The sequence below is a fragment of the Phytohabitans sp. LZ39 genome (genome assembly GCF_059359075.1).
In genome coordinates, this window is the sequence record NZ_JCADBM010000035.1 from 21,774 (window position 1) to 38,796 (window position 17,023).

Genomic DNA, 17,023 nt, shown 5'->3' on the forward strand with positions numbered 1-17,023 from the left:
GGGTAACGCTATGTTTCGTCACTCCGCGTGCACAAACGGCGCCAACTCAGCGGCGAGTGCCTGGTCGACCCGCACGTGCAGCTCGGTGCCGCGGTCGGTGTGGCTGGACGAGAGCACCTCGCCCCGTCGATGGATACGGGACACCAGCTCGCCCCGCTCGTACGGCACCACGACCCTCAGCTCCACCGCCGGCACCGGCAGCCGCGCCTCGATCGCCGCACGCAGCTCGTCGATGCCCCGCCCGGTGCGGGCGGAGACGAAGATCGCGTCCGGCCAGGTGCGCTTGAGCCGCAGCAGCGTCTCCTCGTCGGCCGCGTCGACCTTGTTGACCGCGAGCAGCTCGGGCAGCGCGTCGGCGCCCACCTCGGCGAGCACCTCGCGCACCGCGCGCACCTGCTCCTCCGGGTCGGGGTGCGCACCGTCGACCACGTGCACGACGAGGTCGGCCTCGGCCACCTCCTCCAGCGTGGAGCGGAACGCCTCGACGATCTGGTGCGGCAGATGGCGCACGAAGCCGACCGTGTCGGAGAGCGTGTAGACCCGCCCGTCGGGCGTCTCGGCCCGCCGCGTGGTCGGGTCGAGGGTGGCGAAGAGCGCGTCCTCCACCAGCACGCCCGCGCCGGTCAGCCGATTGAGCAGGCTCGACTTGCCGGCGTTGGTGTATCCGGCGATGGCGATGGCGGGGACGGATTTGCGGGCGCGACTGGCGCGCATGGTGCGACGTACCGTGCGCATGCCCTTGATCTCGCGGCGCAGCTTCGAGATGCGGGTGCGGATGCGGCGGCGGTCGGTCTCGAGCTTGGTCTCACCGGGCCCGCGCAGGCCCACGCCGCCGCCGGCGCCGCCACCCCGGCCGCTGCCACCGGTCTGCCGGGAGAGCGCCTCGCCCCAACCACGCAGGCGGGGCAGCAGGTACTCCAGCTGGGCCAGCTCGACCTGCGCCTTGCCCTCCTTGCTCTTGGCGTGCTGGGCGAAGATGTCGAGGATCAGCGCGGTGCGGTCGATCACCTTGACCTTGGTGCGCTGCTCGAGGTTGCGCAGCTGCGACGGGGAGAGCTCGCCGTCACAGATCACCGTGTCGGCGCCGCTCGACTGGACCACCGAGCCCAGCTCGTCGACCTTGCCCCGCCCGATGTACGTGGCCGGGTCGGGCCGCCCGCGCCGCTGGATCACACCTTCGAGCACCTGGGAACCGGCGGTCTCGGCGAGCGCGGCCAGCTCGGTGAGCGAGTTTTCCGCGTCGGTGATCGTGCCTTCGGTCCACACGCCGACGAGCACCACGCGCTCGAGCCGCAGCTGCCTGTACTCCACCTCGGTGACGTCGGCGAGCTCGGTCGACAAGCCGGCGACACGGCGCAGTGCGTGGCGGTCCTCAAGCTCCAGCTCGCCCGTCGTGGCGTCTTCGCTCATGAGAACGACGTCCTGCAAGCTGGTCTCCCTGGTGAGTGTCCGTTTGGTCCGGCCTTCCATGGTGTCACGAGCATCGCTCGAACGCACCTGGGTTAAATGCCCAGTCTCCGCCGGAGTACAAATGGCCTTACCCGTTCAAAGTCGAAAGGGATACTGTGCCCACGACCCGCCTGCCCAGCGCCGGCTTCTCCATCACCGTCCGGGTGAGCGTCACCGCCGACGCATCGGCGATCGGACGGCTGACCATGTGCGTCGGCGAGGCCGGCGCGGTCGTCACCGCACTCGACGTGGTCGACTCCGACCACGTGCGGGTGACCGTAGACATCACCTGTGACACCGCCGACTCCACCCACGCCGACCAGGTGGTCAAGGCGCTCGAGGTGCTGCCCGGCGTCGAGGTGCACAAGGTCTCCGACCGCACGTTCCTGCTCCACCTGGGCGGCAAGATCGAGGTCAACTCGAAGGTCGCGCTTCGCAACCGCGACGAGCTGTCCCGCGCGTACACGCCGGGTGTGGCCCGCGTCTGCCTCGCCATCGCCGAAAACCCGGCCGACGCCCGCCGCCTCACCATCAAGCGCAACACCGTGGCGGTGGTCACCGACGGCACCGCGGTGCTCGGCCTCGGCAACATAGGCCCGGCCGCCGCGCTGCCGGTGATGGAGGGCAAGGCGGCGCTCTTCAAGCGCTTCGGCGGGGTCGACGCGTGGCCGGTCGTGCTCGACACCCAGGACACCGACGAGATCGTGCGCATCGTGAAGGCGATCGCGCCGGCGTACGGCGGCATCAACCTGGAGGACATCGCCGCGCCGCGGTGCTTCGAGATCGAGGAGCGGCTGCGGCAGGAGCTGGACATCCCGGTCTTCCACGACGACCAGCACGGCACCGCGATCGTCGTCCTGGCCGCGCTCACCAACGCGCTGCGCGTCGTGGGCAAGCGCCTCGAAGACGTGCGGGTCGTCGTCTCGGGGGCCGGCGCGGCGGGCACGGCCATCATGAAGCTCCTGCTCCGCCAGGGTGTGGGCGACATCATCGCGTACGACCGCCTCGGCGCCCTCCACCGCGGCATGGCCGACATGAGCCCGTCGTGGCGGTGGCTGGCCGAGCACACCAACTCCGGCGGGTACTCGGGCGACCTGCCCGGCGCGCTTCGCGGCGCGGACGTCTTCATCGGCGTGAGCGCGCCTAACCTGCTGACCGGCGACGACATCGCGGCGATGGCGCCCAACTCGATCGTGTTCGCGCTCGCCAACCCCGACCCCGAGGTCGACCCCCGCGAGGCCCGCAAGCACGCGGCGATCGTGGCCACCGGCCGCTCCGACCAGCCCAACCAGATCAACAACGTGCTCGCCTTCCCCGGCGTCTTCCGCGGCATGCTGGACGCGCACGCCGAGGAGTTCACGGAGGAGATGGCGCTGGCGGCCGCGAGGGCGATCGCCGACGTCGTGGGCGAGGAGAAGATCAACCCCAGCGTGATCGTTCCCAGCGTCTTCGACCCGCGCGTCGCGCCGGCGGTGGCCGCGGCGGTACGGGAGGCCGGGCGTCCCTCTTCGAGCTGAGGCCTATTTGCCCGCGTCCGCTTTTGGTCGCCCGCCGTTGCTCCCGCGGGCTCTAGCTCCGCGGGTGGTCGCGGTTAGGCCGCCGGGCACAGGTTGGACGACTTGCGCTTGGCTATCGCGGCGTCGGCGCCGCTGGCGTACTCGACCAGCGTCTCGCTCGCGGGCTCGTACTGCCACTTGCCGCCGGCCTGGCGTAGCGCGCTGTGCCCCACCTTGTCGCCCTGGCGCCAGGTCAGCTCGACCAGCTCCATGTTCACCGGGCGCACGTCCTGGAGCTCGATCTTCTGCCCCTTCTGGGCCGGGCAGGTCTTGTTGACCTTTTCGAAGTCCTTCTGCCCGACCTGCTTCTTGGCCGACTCCGTCCACAAGCCCCAGGCGCCGGCCCAGTTGCCGTTGGCCAGCATCTCGAACTGCTTGTTGGCGACGTCGAGCGCCTCCTGCACGTTCGGGCCGTTGGGCACCGGGGTGCCCTCCACCGGGGCGGGCGCGGACGCCGAGGGTACGCCGCCGGGCGGGCCGGCGTTGTCGCCCTGCGGGCCGTTGCAGCCGGTGGCGAACGCCAGGACAGCGACACCGAACAGCACACCGCTGGTCCAGCGCATCGGTCGACCTCCGAGATTGATCGCAGTCAGTGGGAGCGTTCCCAAGCGTGCAGTCTGGCACCTCGACCAACATCGATCAAGTGGTCAGAGTGAAAGCTCCCCCGATGCCACGATCACGGCGGGTCCGGCCAGGTGGCACGCGGCGCCGTCGAAGGTGACCGTCAGCCGGCCGCCCGGGACGTCGACCGTCACCTTGCCGGTGTCGCGCCCGGCGTTCGCGAGCGCCACCGCCGCGACGGCCACCGCGCCGGTGCCGCACGAGAGGGTCTCGCCGGAGCCGCGCTCGTGCACGCGCATGCGGACGTGCAGGTCACCGACCGGGACGTAGAACTCGACGTTGACCCCGGCGGGGTAGAACTGCTCGTCGTGCTCCGGCGCCAGGTGCAGGTCGAGCGCGTCGAGCGGCACCGCGGCCGGCAGCGCGCACACAAGGTGGGGGTTGCCGCAGTCGACCGCCACGCCGGGCAGTTGGAGGGCGCCGACGCGAGCGCTGCTCTCCCCGTACACCTTGGGGAGGCCCATGTCGACGCTGATGGTCTCGTCACCGATCACCGCGCGCACGACGCCGGCCCGGGTGTCGATCGGCACCGTGCCGGCCGCCAGGCCGGCGGTGGCGAGGTAACGGGCGAAGACGCGCGCACCGTTGCCGCACATCTCGGCCAGGGAACCGTCCGAGTTCCAGTAGTCCATGAACCACTCGACGCCGGACTGTGCCGAGCGCGCCACGCGCAGCACGCCGTCGCCCCCGATGCCGCGCCGCCGGTCGCACACCGCGGCCACGAACTCGGGTGTGAGCTCGGGCGTGCCCTCCGGCAGGATGACGAAGTCGTTGCCGGTGCCGTGGCCCTTCAGGAATCGCACGCCACCCATCATCCCGCAATCTCCAACGCGGCCTCCACCAGATCCGGGCGCGTGGCGTCGAGCCAGGCGATACGGGGGTCGCGGCGAAACCAGGTGCGCTGCCGCCGTACGAAGCGGCGGGTGGCACGGACGGTCTCGGCGCGGGCCTCCTCGAGGGAGAGCGAGCCGGCGAGGTGGGCGAGCACCTGCTGGTAGCCGAGCGCCCGGCTGGCCGTCCGCCCCTCCCTGAGTCCCCGCTCGGTGAGAAGCAAAGTCTCCGCCACCAGCCCCGCGGCGAACATCACGTCCACCCGCTCCTCCACCCGCGTAGCGAGGTCGGTGCGGTCGACGCCGATCTGCACCGCGTCGTAGTAGGGCTTGGGGTCGGGCAGCGAGGCGGTGAACGGGGCGCCGGTCAGCGCGATCACCTCGAGGGCCCGCACGATGCGCCTCCCGTTCGTGGGGAGGATCTTCGCGGCCGCGGCGGGGTCGGCGGCGCGCAGGCGCTCGTAGAGCGGGCCCGGGCCGCCGGCGGCGAGCGCGGCCTCGAGCGACGCCCGCAGGTCGGCGTCGGTGCCGGGAAACTCGAACTCCTCCAGCACCGCCCGCACGTACAGCCCCGAGCCGCCCACCAGGATCGGCACCCGGCCGCGCGCCCGCACGTCGTCGACGGCCGCGCGGGCCACCCGCTGGTACGCGGCCACGCTCGCCGGCTCGGTCACCTCCCAGATGTCGAGCACGTGGTGCGGCACGCCCTCGCGCTCGTCCGGCGTGAGCTTGGCCGTGCCGATGTCCATCCCGCGGTAGAGCTGCATGGAGTCGGCGTTGACGACCTCGCCGCCGAGCGCGTGGGCGAGCGCGATGCCGAGCGCCGACTTGCCCGCGGCCGTCGGCCCCACCACGGCGATCACAGTCATGCCCGCTCCCACTCCCGCTCCCACGACGCGACGAAGTAGGCCACACCATAGGGCGCGGCCGCGTAGTCGAGGCGCGCCCGCCAGGTGCCGCCCGCCGCGGCCGCCGCCAGCACCTGCCAGGGCGCGCGCCCGGCGACCATCAGCTCCGCGGCGAGCACGGGGTCCAGACCGCGCAGAACGTCCAGGTCCGCGGTGGCCAGGGCCTGTTCGACTGATTCGTCGTACGGGACGGCGCGCGGGTCGTCGTATCCCGGCGCACCCGTGCCGCGGCGGGCCGAACCGTCGCCCAGCGCGAGGAGCGCCCAGGGCTCGTCGGACCCGAGGTCGTCGGCGAGCGCGGCGCATTCCTCGACCGGCGCGGACTCCGCGATCGTGGCGAATCTACGGATGACCGGCGGAACCGGCACGAACGCCCGATTGATCAGCCACGCGCCGACCGACAGGCTGAGCGGCAACGACGGCGGCTCGCCCGGAGGCTCGGGCAGGCCCCATCGGGAAAACGAGACCCGCACCGGAAAGCTATAGTCCATCGTCGATGTGTAACTACCCAGGACCACCAGTGAACGGGCGCCGGAAGCGGCGAGCCGCCGCACCGCCGTGTCACACGCGGCCCGCAGCGGGTCGAGCTCGGGAGCCGCGCCACCGGCGATCTCTGGGACGATCATGGGCGGATGCGGACAGACCGCTGCGGCGACCAATGGCACGGTCACACGGTAGCGGCGACCTAACTGTGTCGTGCGCAAGCCAACCAAGGACACCGTATGGTCACGGTCAACGTTTAGCGCTCGACGCGGACCGGGTTGGACCTGTGACAATGCCGGGAGATACTCCGCTGCAAACATACTGCGCTGTGGCGGTAGCCGCCGGGTAACCCCCGCCCGACGGCGCCGGGAGAACGAGGATGGGCACATGAGCGACTGGACCGCCTTCGGTCGAGTGGACGCCGACGGCACGGTGTACGTCAAGACGGCAGAGGGCGAGCGAGTGGTCGGGTCGTGGCAGGCCGGCCCACCGGAGGAGGGATTGGCCCACTTCGCCCGGAGGTTCGCCGACAAGGTCACCGAGGTCAATCTGGTCGAGGCCCGCCTCAACTCGGGCGCCGCCGACGCGGCCCACTCGCTGGCGAGCGTCCGGCGGCTCCGCACCGAGCTCGCCGAGGCGCACGTGGTCGGCGACATCGACGGTCTTTGCGCGCGCCTCGACAAGCTGGCGAGCCTGGCCGAGCAGAAGGCCGGCGAGGCCCGCGCCGCCCGCGACGCCGCCCGCGCCGAGGCGCTGGCCCGCAAGACCTCCCTGGTCGAGGAGGCGGAAAAGCTCGCCGCCGAGTCCACCGGCTGGAAGACGGCCGGCGACCGGCTCAAGGAGATCCTCGACGAGTGGAAGACGATCCGCGGCGTCGACAAGAAGACCGACGGCGAGCTGTGGAAGCGTTTCGCGGCCGCCCGTGACTCCTTCACCCGGCGGCGGGGCGCGCACTTCGCGACGCTCGACGCGCAGCGTAAGCAGGCACAGGGCGCCAAGGAGGCGCTCGTCGTCGAGGCCGAGTCGCTGACCGAGTCGACCGACTGGGCACCGACGGCCGCCCGCCTCAAGGAGCTCATGTCCGAGTGGAAGGCCGCACCCCGCGCCTCGAAGGAGGCCGAGCAGCGGCTGTGGGAGAGGTTCCGGGCGGCGCAGGACGCGTTCTTCACCCGGCGCAGCGAGGTCTTCTCGGCCCGCGACGCCGAGCAGCGCGGAAACCTCGACCGCAAGCAGGAGCTGCTGGCCCAGGCCGAGGCGATCGACGTCGACGCCGACCCGCGGGCCGCGCAGGCCAGGCTCCGTGAGATCCAGGGCCAGTGGCACGACGCCGGCCGGGTGCCGCGCGAGGCGGCCGCCGGCCTCGACCGCCGGCTCCGCGCGGTCGACGACAAGGTGCGCCAGGCGATGGAGTCGGCCTGGCGGCGCACCGAGCCGTCGGCCAACCCCCTGCTGGCCCAGATGCGCGACCAGGTCGCCGAGGCTGAGCAGCGGCTCAATAGGGCGCGCGCCGCGGGCGACGCCAAGCGCATCCGCGAGGCGGAAAAGGCCCTGGAGTCAAAGCGTCAGTTCCTCAAGCTGGCCGAGCAGGCAAGCTAACTCCCAGATCAGAGACAAGATTCGGGCTACCGCGACGGCCGCGGTGGTCTGGACCCAATGCCACTTACCGCAAGTCGACCATGGTCTGGTCCGCCGCTCCCGCGGCTCATCCTCGCGTTCGGTCGCGGCATGTTTCCGAACAGCCGGCGGGCGATCCCAAACAGGGCTTCGTCGCCCTGAGTAACCGCTGCCGCCTTGTACGCGGCCCAAATTCGAGATCTTGGAGACTTAGGGCGCCATATCAGCCCTAACTCTCCTAGATCCGGAAGTTTCTTACCTGAGCCTGCTGAGGCCGCGTCACAGACGGTGGCCGGCGAAGCCGGCCCACCCTGTGCGGGCGGGAAATCTATGCTCTTGCCGGTCCTGTCATCCGCGCGCTTCGGAATGTCCAGGTCAGGTGAGTGGCATCGGGTCCGGACCGCTGCTCCCCCGGCCTTGCCCTCCGCCGTTGTCACGCGGTGCCCCCCGCCTTCGCCTGTGGCCGCGGCTACCGCGCGGCAAAGGCGCGGGACCTGGGGCGCGGTCGCCGCCGGCGGCACACACGCTGGCTGAGCCCGACGCGCGACCAACAGCGGACGGGTGAGGCCGCGGGAGCAACGGCATGGACCACCGCGGACATCGCGGTAGCTCAATGTTTCGTGATCGTGGGTCTGGATCGGGGCCGACGGCGACGCTCTCGCTAGGCGTGCTGGTTTACCGGGACGCGCTGGCTGCCGACGGGTGGCGGCGCGTCCGGCGGCGGCTCGCGGTCCATGCCCAGCACGCCCATGGCGCAGTCGAGCAGCGTCTGCCGGAGCAGGACCGGCGAGACCTCGGCGACCGTGACCACCGATGACACGGCGCCGCCGAGCACCTCGGACGCGGCGATCGCCCTGATCCGGTCGACGTCGGTCGGGTGCGGGCCGGCCAGCCAGGTGTGCAGCTGGCTGGCCACCTGCATCATCTCCTGGAGGATCGGCTTGACCGAGGCGAGCGCCGGGGTGTCTCGCATGACGATCCCGCACGCGGCGCGGTGGCGGATCATCGTGTCGATCATGCGGCCGAGGGCCACGCGCACAGTCGACGGGCCGTAGGGCTCGCGCTCGGCGGCCTCGACCTCGTGGCGCCACTCGTCGACCAGCGGCTGGATGAGCGCCAGCAGCAGCGCCTGCTTCGAGGGGTAGTGGTAGTAGAGCGAGGCCTTGGTCATGCCGACCCGCTCGGCGATCTCGCGGAGGCTGGTCCGCTCGTAGCCCTGGGAGGCGAAAAGCTCCATCGCCACGGCACGGATCCGGGCCTTGGTGTCGTCAGCGACCACGGGTCGTGCACCTCCTAGACGCGCGCCGATCGTACCCAGCAACAGGCGCGTTACGCACTCTCAGCAGTCTCTCAGCGCGCCTCCCGCATCATCTTGATGCGAGCTTGGTCATACGCGCGAAAAGTCCTTGCTCTACGCTCAGATCTTATCTACCGTGCGGCAGGTAGACATCTACTTGCCGGACGGTAAGGACCGAACGGCTGACTGAGGGGGAGTCATGTTCGAACGGTTGGGACGCTTCGTCGTCTACAACCCGTGGAAGGTCATCCTCGCGTGGGTGATCGCGGCGGTGGGTGTCGTCGTGTTCGCGCCGACGCTGGCCGACGTGACCACGAGTGACCAGGCAAACTTCCTGCCCAACAGCTATGAGTCGGTCAAGGCTCAGGAGCTGGCGGAGGAGAAGTTCGCGCAGTCCAATGACTCCACGGCCACCGTGGTCGTACGCCGCACCGACAACCAGCCGCTGACCGAGGCCGACCAGGCCAAGGTCGGCGAGCTGGCGACCGCGGTGCAGTCGGCCGACATCGAGAAGGTCACCGGCGTGGTAACCGGCCCCGAGGCGGTCTCCCCCAACAAACAGGTCCAGCTGATCAGCATCGGCATCCAGGGGCTGGCCGACGACCAGAAGGTGCTCGACTCCGTGCAGCGCATCCGCGACACGGTCAAGCCGATGGTGGCCGGCAGCCCGCTCACGCTCGCGGTGACCGGCGACGTGGCCATGCAGCTGGACAACCAGGACGCGTTCGAAAACGCGCTGACGATCGTCGGCATCGCCACGATCGTGCTCATCATCGTGCTGCTGCTGGTGATCTACCGAAGCCCGGTCGCCGCGCTGCTGCCGATCGTCACGGTCAGCATCGTGAGCGCCATCTCCCCCGGACTGATCGCGCTCGTCGCCAAGGCCACCGACCTCCAGGTCGACCAGTCACTACAGATCATCCTGACGATCGTGCTGTTCGGCGTCGGCACCGACTACATCCTGTTCCTCCTATTCCGCTACCGCGAGCGGCTGCGCGCCGGCGACGACAAGAAGGACGCGCTGGTCAGCGCCGTGGCGCGGGTCGGCGAGGTCATCGCCTCGGCGGCGGCCGCGATCATCATCGCGTTCATGGCGCTGCTGCTGGCCATCTTCGGCGCGTTCCGCAGCCTCGGGCCGGGCCTCTCCATCGCCGTCGCGGTGATGGCGCTGGCGTCGGTGACGCTGGTGCCGGCGGTGGTGTCGCTGCTCGGGCCGCGCGTCTTCTGGCCGTCCAAGGCGTGGCAGAAGACGCCACGGGGCAGCGTCTTCCGGGGCATCGGCAGGTTCGTCGGCCGCCGGCCGGCCGTGGTGGCGGTCGTCTCCGGCCTCTTCATGGTGGCCCTCGCGCTCGGCTCGCTCGGCATGGCCACCGACTACGACCAGACCGCCCAGCTGCCCGAGGACACCGAGTCGTCGCAGGGCTTCCGCGACCTCCAGACCGGCTTCCCAGCGGGCGCGCTCAACCCCACGACGGTGTACCTGCGCGCCGACGGCGGTGGGCGGCTCGACCCGGCGACGCTCGAGCAGTACGCGAACAAGCTCAAGGAGGTGCCCGGCGTCGGCGGCATCATGCCCGCTCCGGGTGGCGCGAGCGCCGCGGTGAGCCAGGACGGGACGGCGGCGCAGATCAACCTGCTGCTCGCCACCAGCCCGTACTCCACCGAGGCGCTCGACCTCGCCGGCGACCGCCTGCGCGACGTGGCACACGCCGACGTTCCATCCGGCGCCACCGCGTACGTGGGCGGCGCGAGCTCGATCTTCGCGGACATCCGGGACGCCAACACCCGCGACCTGTGGGTCATCTTCCCGGTCGCGGGCGCGCTGATCGCGATCATCCTGGCCCTGCTGCTGCGCGCGCTGGTCGCACCGATCTACCTGATGCTGGCCGTGGTGCTCGGCTTCTTCAGCACGCTCGGCGCGACGGTGCTCGTCTTCCAGGGCATCGGCAGCCGGCCCGGCCTGTCGTTCATGCTGCCCACGATCCTGTACCTCTTCGTGGTAGCCATCGGCACCGACTACAACATCCTGATGATCGCGCGACTCCGCGAGGAGGCGAGACTCGGCAACGACCCGCGCACCTCCGCCGACCTCGCCGTCGAGCACGGCGGCCCCTCGGTCGCCTCGGCGGGACTCATCTTGGCCGGCACGTTCGCCTCGATGATGCTGGCGGGCATCGCGTTCCTGAGCGAGATGGGCTTCGCGGTCTCGATCGGCATCGCGATCTCCGCGTTCGTCATGTCGATGTTCCTGGTGCCGAGCGTGACCGCGCTGCTGGGCCACGCCGCCTGGTGGCCCGGCCACGGCGACGCGCCCGGCGGGCACGGCCAGCCGACGACCGAGCGCGAGCCGGTGACGGCCGGCACGCACTAGCTGTTCCTCCTCCCAATGGTGAGGGCTCCCCGACGGCGGGTCGGGGAGCCCTCACCGCTTTCGTTTCCGCCGGCAGACCTAGGCAGACCCAGGTCCCGGGTCCGCGTCAGCGCATGCCGCGAAGCAAGACCAGTGCGCGTGACCAACAGCGGACGGGTGAGGCCGCGGGAGCGACGGTCTGGACCACGGCGGACGTCGCGGTAGCCCAAATCTTGATCTTTGGGCTTGAGGGTTTGACGAGGACATTTACAAGGATCAGAATGGCCGTTGGAGCCAGGGCAACGTTCTTTCCTCGACGCTGCATTCCTTTGAACGGAGAACCCTGGCAATGTCCCGCAGAGCGCTCGCGAGCGCCCTCGCCGTCGCCACCACCGCCGCCGCTGGTTTTCTGGTCGCCATCGCCATGGCGCCGGCCGCGCACGCGGCGGGCACCGGCACCGGATACCTGCGCACCAGCGGCAACAAGATTGTCGACAGCACCGGCGCGACGGTACGCCTGACCGGCATCAACTGGTTTGGCATGGAGACCGACAACAAGACGTTCCACGGCCTGTGGTCCAACAACCCCTGGCGCAACCAGGTCGACAAGATGGCCAGCCTGGGCTACAACACCCTGCGCATCCCCTTCTCGAACGACGCCCTCAAGGCCGGCGCGACCGCGACCGGCATCAACGACTTCGTCAACCCGGACCTGGTCGGCAACACGCCGTTGCAGATCCTCGACAAGGTCATCAACTACGCCGGCACCAAGGGCATGCGGGTGATCCTCGACCGGCACCGCCCGACGGCGGCTGGACAGTCCGCCCTCTGGTACACCCCCACCGTGTCAGAGGCGACCTGGATCGCCGATTGGCGGATGCTGGCGCAGCGGTACGCGGGCAACACCACCGTCATCGGCGCCGACCTGCACAACGAGCCGCACGCCGAGGGCACCAACCCCAACGCCACCGGCGCCTGCTGGGGCTGCGGGGTGGAGAGCCGCGACTGGCGCCTCGCCGCGGAGCGCGCGGGCAACGCGATCCTCGGCGTGCAGCCCAACTGGCTGATCTTCGTCGAAGGCGTGAGCTGCCCCAGCGGCGGCCTGTCGAACGTGTGGGACGGCGACCCCAGCAACGACGAGAGCTGTGGCTGGTGGGGCGGCAACCTGTCCAAGGCCGGCGAGTTCCCGGTGCGGCTCAACGTCGCCAACCGGCTCGTCTACTCGCCGCACGAGTACGCGATCTCGGTCTTCCACCAGGACTGGTTCGACGAGCCCAACTACCCGGCGAACATGCCGGCGCTCTGGGACGGCTTCTGGGGCTACCTCTACAAGCAGAACGTCGCGCCGATCATGATGGGCGAGTTCGGCAGCACGCTGGCCGACCCGAAGGACAAGGTGTGGCTCCAGGAGCTGATGCGCTACACCGGCACGGGCGTCGACGGCATGTCGTTCACGTACTGGTCGTGGAACCCGAACTCGGGTGACACCGGCGGCATCGCGCTCGACGACTGGACCAACATCAACACGGAGAAGCAGGCGATCCTCCAGCCGTACCTGATCCCGCCGGTCGGCGGCGGCACGCCCACCAGCCCCACCACGAGCGGGCCCACCGGCGGCACCACCACCGGACCACCGCCCACCACCAATGGGCCGCTCGGCTGCCAGGTGACGTACCAGCAGACGAACGCCTGGCAGGGCGGCTTCCAGGGCAACGTGACCGTGCGCAACAACAGCGGTAGCGCGGCCAACCCGTGGAGTGTCGCCTGGACCTGGCCGTCCGGGGTGACACTCGGCAGCGGCTGGAACGCCACGGTCACCCAGAGCGGCACGACCGTTACCGCGGCGGCGCCGACCTGGAGCCCGTCGCTGCCCGCCGGCAGCTCGGTGACGATCGGCTTCACCGCCAACGGCACCGCGAGTCCGCCGGGGAACGTACGCCTCAACGGCGCCACCTGTACAGCTACGGCATAGCGCAACGAACCAGGGCGCTACTCATTGACGGTCTTGAGTGGCGCCCTGGTTCATGCTTTCATGGGAAAGCGCTTGCCTCCGGGCTGCGAGCGCAGAGCCGGACATCGTGGGCGAATGGGCAGCGCCCCCACACGAAGCCCAGGAGACAACCATGTTCGATACACGGCGCCGCATCGCGCTGTGCACCGCCGCCGCCACGGCCGCCGCGCTCTCCGCGACGGGCGTCGTCATCGCCGCCACCGGAGCCCAGGCCGCGGCCGGGTGCCGGGTCGGCTACACCGTCAGCAACCAGTGGCAGGGCGGCTTCGGCGCCAACGTCACCGTCACCAACCTCGGCGACCCGATCACCAGCTGGACGCTCACCTGGTCGTACTCCGCCGGCCAGACCGTCACCCAGGCGTGGAACGCCACCGTGACGCAGAGCGGCAGCCAGGTGACCGCCCAGAACGCCAGCTACAACGGCAGCCTCGCCACCAACGCGAGCACCTCGTTCGGCTTCAACGGGTCGTGGAACAACAGCACCAACCCGGCGCCGACAAGCTTCGCGGTCAACGGCACCGCCTGCACCGGCAGCGCCACCCCGACCACGCCGGGCACCTCTCCCACCACCGGCACCCCGCCGACCCAACCGCCCGGTGGCAGCGGCGCCGGGCTGGTCGGCTGGGCCACCCAGAACGGCGGCACCACCGGCGGCGGCAACGCGGCCACCACGACCGTCACCTCGGCCTCCGCGCTGACCAGCGCGCTCGGGTCGACCAGCGCCTCGGTCATCCGGGTCTCCGGCACGATCTCGTGCTCGGGCATGCTGCGGGTCCGTTCCAACAAAACCATCATCGGGAACGCGGGCGCGACGATCGCCGGCTGTGGCTTCAACGTCAACGGCGACCGCAACGTCATCATCCGCAACCTGACCTTCCGCGGCTGGGACGACGACGCGATCAACATCCAGGAGTCGGCCACCAACATCTGGATCGACCACAACAGCTTCACCGCCGGGTACGACGGCGCGGTCGACATCAAGCGCGGCTCCGACTTCGTGACCGTGTCGTGGAACCGCGTCTTCGGCCACGACAAGTCGATGCTGCTCGGGCACAGCGACGACAACGCCAGCCAGGACGTGGGGCACCTGCGCGTCACGTACCACCACAACTGGTTCGACGGCAGCAACCAGCGGCACCCGCGCGTGCGCTTCGGCAACCCGGTGCACGTGTACAACAACTTCTACAGCAACGTCGGCGGCTACGGCGTGGCGTCCACCGAGGGCGCGGGCGTGCTCGTGGAGGGCAACTACTTCGAGAACACCGACGACCCGTTCCACCTCGGTGAGGGCGACTCGGGTCCGGGATCGCTCGTGGCCCGCAACAACCACTTCGTCAACTCGGGCTCGGGCCAGACCGGCGGCAGCGTGGCCGGCATCCCGTACGCGTACTCGATGGACTCCGCCAGCGCGGTCAAGAACCTGGTCTCCCAGGGCGCCGGCGCCGGCCGGATCAGCATCTAGAGATCTTCGGGGTCGGGGTGGCTTCGGCCAGCCCGGCCCCGAAACCCATTTGACCAAAGAGATTTGGGCTACCGCGATGTCCGTCGTGGTCCGGACCGCTGCTCCCGCGGCCTCACCCGTCCGCCGTTGGTCGCGCTCACCCCCGCGCGCCACCGGCGGGGGGAGATCTGAAGAGCTTTCGGAGTCGGGTTACGCGCGTGGCGGCGCTCCGGCAGATTTCCCCCGGTCCGCGTCAGCTGGAGACCGTACGCTCCCGCGGGGACCGCTCCCGGCCGGCGGCTCGCGGGGCGAGCCGAAATCCCCGGCCGTCCACTGCCAGGTCCGCGAGACAAGCCCCGAAGGGAGTCTTCGCGGGGCCTACCTCCGCCATCCTGACGCAGCGTCACCAGCCCAGGGATCGGGACTTCGAGATCTAGGAGAGTTGGGGTGGAAATAGCGCCCTAACTCTCCGAGATCTGGAATCTCGCGCCGCTCACACCGCCGCGGCGGTTACCCGCGGCGACGAAACCGCTGTTGCTTTCCCAGAGCGCCGATCCGGGAGCAGGCATTTGTGGACAAACAGCGACCGTCGCGGCGGCCCGACGGGGTGAGCGCGACCAGCGGCGGACGGGTGAGGCCGCGGGAGCAGCGGTCTGGACCACGACGGACATCGCGGTAGCTCAAATCTTTGTCCTAAAAGGAACTTAGCGGCCCGGTTACCTCGACTCCGAAAAGGCTCTAGTGTCGCGTTCCGGAGGTCATTTGACGGTCGGCTATGCGGCGGGCCTCCGCGGGTGGCGGCGGGCCGAATGCGGGTGGCCACTCCAGGGAAGCAGAGCAAACGCATCCCGCGCGCACCTACCCAGCCGGAGCCGTCAGGCCCGGCGCAGCCGCCGGGGTAAGCACGACCAGCGGCGGACGGGCAAGGCCGCGGGAGCAACGGCGGCGACCGTGGCCGCGAAAGGTTTCTAGCTAGGACGGACGGCGGGCATACCGAGCAGTACGCCCGGTGTGCGGGGGGCCCGGCCCGACTCCCACGCGTCGCCGGCCCGGGTGCGCCGGTGGTGCAGGGGCGCGCCGTCGGCGTTGAGGTGGTGCGGTGCCGCGTACGTCACGACGGTGTGCACGATGTCGCCCGGCCTCGGCTCAATGCCGTCCGTGGCGAAATGCACGAGCCGCCCGTCTCGCGCGCGGCCCGACATGCGGCCGGTGCGCTCGTCCTTGCGTCCCTCGCCGACCGCCACGAGCACCTCGACGGTCTCGCCGACGAGCGCCTTGTTTTCGGCCCAGGTGACCTCTTCGACGACCGCCATCAGCCGCAGGTATCGCTCCTGCACCACCTGCTTGGGCAGCTGGTCGGGCATCGAGGCGGCGGGTGTGCCGGGACGCTTGGAGTACTGGAAGGTGAAGGCGCCCGCGAACCGGGCCGCGCGCACGACGTCGAGCGTCCGGGCGAAGTCTTCCTCCGTCTCGCCAGGGAAACCCACGATGACGTCGGTGGTGATGGCCGCGTCGGGCATGGCCGCGCGCACCTTCTCGATGATGCCGAGGTACTTGTCGGCCCGGTAGGACCGGCGCATCGCCTTGAGCACCGCGTCGGAGCCGGACTGGAGCGGCATGTGGAGCTGGTGGCAGACGTTGGGCGTCTCGGCCATCGCCGCGATCACGTCGTCGGTGAAGTCTTTGGGGTGCGGGCTGGTGAAGCGCACCCGCTCCAGCCCCTCGATGCCGCCGGTGGCGCGCAGCAGCTTGCCGAACGCGAGCCGGTCGCCGAACTCGACCCCGTACGAGTTGACGTTTTGCCCGAGGAGCGTCACCTCCAGCACGCCCTCGGCCACCAGCGCCTCGACCTCGGCGAGGATCTCCCCCGGCCGGCGGTCCTTCTCCTTGCCGCGCAGCGACGGCACGATGCAGAAGGTGCAGGTGTTGTTGCACCCGACGGAGATCGACACCCAACCCGCGTAGGTGGACTCGCGGCGGGTCGGCAGCGTGGAGGGGAAGACCTCCAGCGACTCGAGGATCTCCACCTCGGCGGCGGAGTTGTGCCGGGCCCGCTCCAGCAGCGCCGGCAGCGAGCCGATGTTGTGGGTGCCGAAGACGACGTCGACCCACGGCGCGCGGCTGACGATCTCGCCGCGGTCCTTCTGCGCCAGGCAACCGCCGACCGCGATCTGCATGTCGGGGTGCTTGTCCTTGACCGGCCGCAGGTGGCCGAGGTTGCCGTAGAGGCGGTTGTCGGCGTTTTCCCGCACGGCGCAGGTGTTGAAAACAACCACGTCCGGCTCGTCCGACCCGGCCGCGCGCACATAGCCGGCCTGCTCCATGAGGCCGGAGATGCGCTCGGAGTCGTGGACGTTCATCTGGCAGCCGTACGTGCGGACCTCGTAGGTACGCGGGTTGCCGGTGGGTGCGGTAGTCATGGCAGAGTCAAGACTAACTGTCTTGGGGCGGGACCAATTCTTC

The 17,023-nt window shown here is 70.2% G+C and carries 12 protein-coding genes; 5 read left to right on the plus strand and 7 right to left on the minus strand.

Features of this window, described 5'->3' with window-relative positions; genetic code table 11:
* Positions 1 to 18 precede the first annotated feature (18 nt).
* A complete protein-coding gene (hflX, locus tag AC5L36_RS41880; protein WP_494909730.1) occupies positions 19 to 1,410 on the minus strand; it encodes a GTPase HflX in 1,392 nt (463 codons plus the stop codon).
* A 155-nt stretch (positions 1,411 to 1,565) separates the two neighbouring features.
* Here hflX and AC5L36_RS41885 point away from each other — a divergent pair, with 155 nt between their 5' ends.
* Positions 1,566 to 2,966: an NAD-dependent malic enzyme gene (locus AC5L36_RS41885; protein WP_441224380.1), complete on the plus strand. Its 1,401-nt coding sequence runs from the start codon at positions 1,566 to 1,568 to the stop codon at positions 2,964 to 2,966.
* Positions 2,967 to 3,040: 74 nt separating this feature from the next.
* On the opposite strand, the gene AC5L36_RS41890 is transcribed toward AC5L36_RS41885, so the two are convergent.
* The 4 genes from AC5L36_RS41890 to AC5L36_RS41905 form a co-directional block, all read right to left on the minus strand.
* Positions 3,041 to 3,568 carry a hypothetical protein gene (locus AC5L36_RS41890; protein ID WP_441224381.1) on the minus strand — a complete coding sequence of 176 codons (528 nt, stop codon included), beginning with the start codon at positions 3,566 to 3,568 and terminating at the stop codon, positions 3,041 to 3,043.
* Between the two features lie 84 nt (positions 3,569 to 3,652).
* Positions 3,653 to 4,429 (minus strand): diaminopimelate epimerase, encoded by a 777-nt coding sequence (gene dapF / locus AC5L36_RS41895; protein WP_441224382.1) that lies wholly within the window; start codon positions 4,427 to 4,429, stop codon positions 3,653 to 3,655.
* Between the two features lie 8 nt (positions 4,430 to 4,437).
* Entirely contained in the window at positions 4,438 to 5,325 is an 888-nt protein-coding gene (gene miaA, locus AC5L36_RS41900) for a tRNA (adenosine(37)-N6)-dimethylallyltransferase MiaA (RefSeq protein WP_441224383.1), read from the minus strand.
* Positions 5,322 to 5,990 (minus strand): class III extradiol ring-cleavage dioxygenase family protein, encoded by a 669-nt coding sequence (locus tag AC5L36_RS41905; RefSeq protein WP_441224384.1) that lies wholly within the window; start codon positions 5,988 to 5,990, stop codon positions 5,322 to 5,324. Before AC5L36_RS41905 ends, miaA begins: the two co-directional genes overlap by 4 nt.
* A gap of 244 nt (positions 5,991 to 6,234) precedes the next feature.
* Between AC5L36_RS41905 and AC5L36_RS41910 the strand changes: the two genes are divergently transcribed.
* Positions 6,235 to 7,443: a DUF349 domain-containing protein gene (locus AC5L36_RS41910; RefSeq protein ID WP_441224385.1), complete on the plus strand. Its 1,209-nt coding sequence runs from the start codon at positions 6,235 to 6,237 to the stop codon at positions 7,441 to 7,443.
* Positions 7,444 to 8,122: 679 nt separating this feature from the next.
* Here the strand turns inward: AC5L36_RS41910 and AC5L36_RS41915 are convergent.
* Positions 8,123 to 8,740 (minus strand): TetR/AcrR family transcriptional regulator, encoded by a 618-nt coding sequence (locus tag AC5L36_RS41915; RefSeq protein WP_441224386.1) that lies wholly within the window; start codon positions 8,738 to 8,740, stop codon positions 8,123 to 8,125.
* Between the two features lie 217 nt (positions 8,741 to 8,957).
* Between AC5L36_RS41915 and AC5L36_RS41920 the strand changes: the two genes are divergently transcribed.
* The 3 genes from AC5L36_RS41920 (at position 8,958) to AC5L36_RS41930 (ending at position 14,581) form a co-directional block, all read left to right on the plus strand.
* Positions 8,958 to 11,129 (plus strand): MMPL family transporter, encoded by a 2,172-nt coding sequence (locus AC5L36_RS41920; protein WP_441224387.1) that lies wholly within the window; start codon positions 8,958 to 8,960, stop codon positions 11,127 to 11,129.
* Positions 11,130 to 11,457: 328 nt separating this feature from the next.
* Positions 11,458 to 13,080, plus strand: coding sequence for a cellulase family glycosylhydrolase (locus tag AC5L36_RS41925; RefSeq protein ID WP_441224388.1), 1,623 nt, complete (start codon positions 11,458 to 11,460; stop codon positions 13,078 to 13,080).
* A 151-nt stretch (positions 13,081 to 13,231) separates the two neighbouring features.
* Positions 13,232 to 14,581 carry a pectate lyase family protein gene (locus tag AC5L36_RS41930; RefSeq protein ID WP_441224389.1) on the plus strand — a complete coding sequence of 450 codons (1,350 nt, stop codon included), beginning with the start codon at positions 13,232 to 13,234 and terminating at the stop codon, positions 14,579 to 14,581.
* A 947-nt stretch (positions 14,582 to 15,528) separates the two neighbouring features.
* Here the strand turns inward: AC5L36_RS41930 and miaB are convergent.
* Positions 15,529 to 16,980 carry a tRNA (N6-isopentenyl adenosine(37)-C2)-methylthiotransferase MiaB gene (gene miaB / locus AC5L36_RS41935; protein ID WP_441224390.1) on the minus strand — a complete coding sequence of 484 codons (1,452 nt, stop codon included), beginning with the start codon at positions 16,978 to 16,980 and terminating at the stop codon, positions 15,529 to 15,531.
* Positions 16,981 to 17,023: the final 43 nt, after the last annotated feature.

What these genes read in the sequence shown, in the direction of transcription:
- AC5L36_RS41905 (WP_441224384.1), bottom strand. Translation starts at nt 5,990, where the DNA reads ATGATCGTCCCAGAGATCGCCGGTGGCGCGGCTCCCGAGCTCGACCCG.
- miaB (WP_441224390.1), bottom strand. Translation starts at nt 16,980, where the DNA reads ATGACTACCGCACCCACCGGCAACCCGCGTACCTACGAGGTCCGCACG.
- hflX (WP_494909730.1), bottom strand. Translation starts at nt 1,410, where the DNA reads ATGAGCGAAGACGCCACGACGGGCGAGCTGGAGCTTGAGGACCGCCAC.
- AC5L36_RS41890 (WP_441224381.1), bottom strand. Translation starts at nt 3,568, where the DNA reads ATGCGCTGGACCAGCGGTGTGCTGTTCGGTGTCGCTGTCCTGGCGTTC.
- AC5L36_RS41930 (WP_441224389.1), top strand. Translation starts at nt 13,232, where the DNA reads ATGTTCGATACACGGCGCCGCATCGCGCTGTGCACCGCCGCCGCCACG.
- miaA (WP_441224383.1), bottom strand. Translation starts at nt 5,325, where the DNA reads ATGACTGTGATCGCCGTGGTGGGGCCGACGGCCGCGGGCAAGTCGGCG.
- AC5L36_RS41920 (WP_441224387.1), top strand. Translation starts at nt 8,958, where the DNA reads ATGTTCGAACGGTTGGGACGCTTCGTCGTCTACAACCCGTGGAAGGTC.
- AC5L36_RS41910 (WP_441224385.1), top strand. Translation starts at nt 6,235, where the DNA reads ATGAGCGACTGGACCGCCTTCGGTCGAGTGGACGCCGACGGCACGGTG.
- AC5L36_RS41925 (WP_441224388.1), top strand. Translation starts at nt 11,458, where the DNA reads ATGTCCCGCAGAGCGCTCGCGAGCGCCCTCGCCGTCGCCACCACCGCC.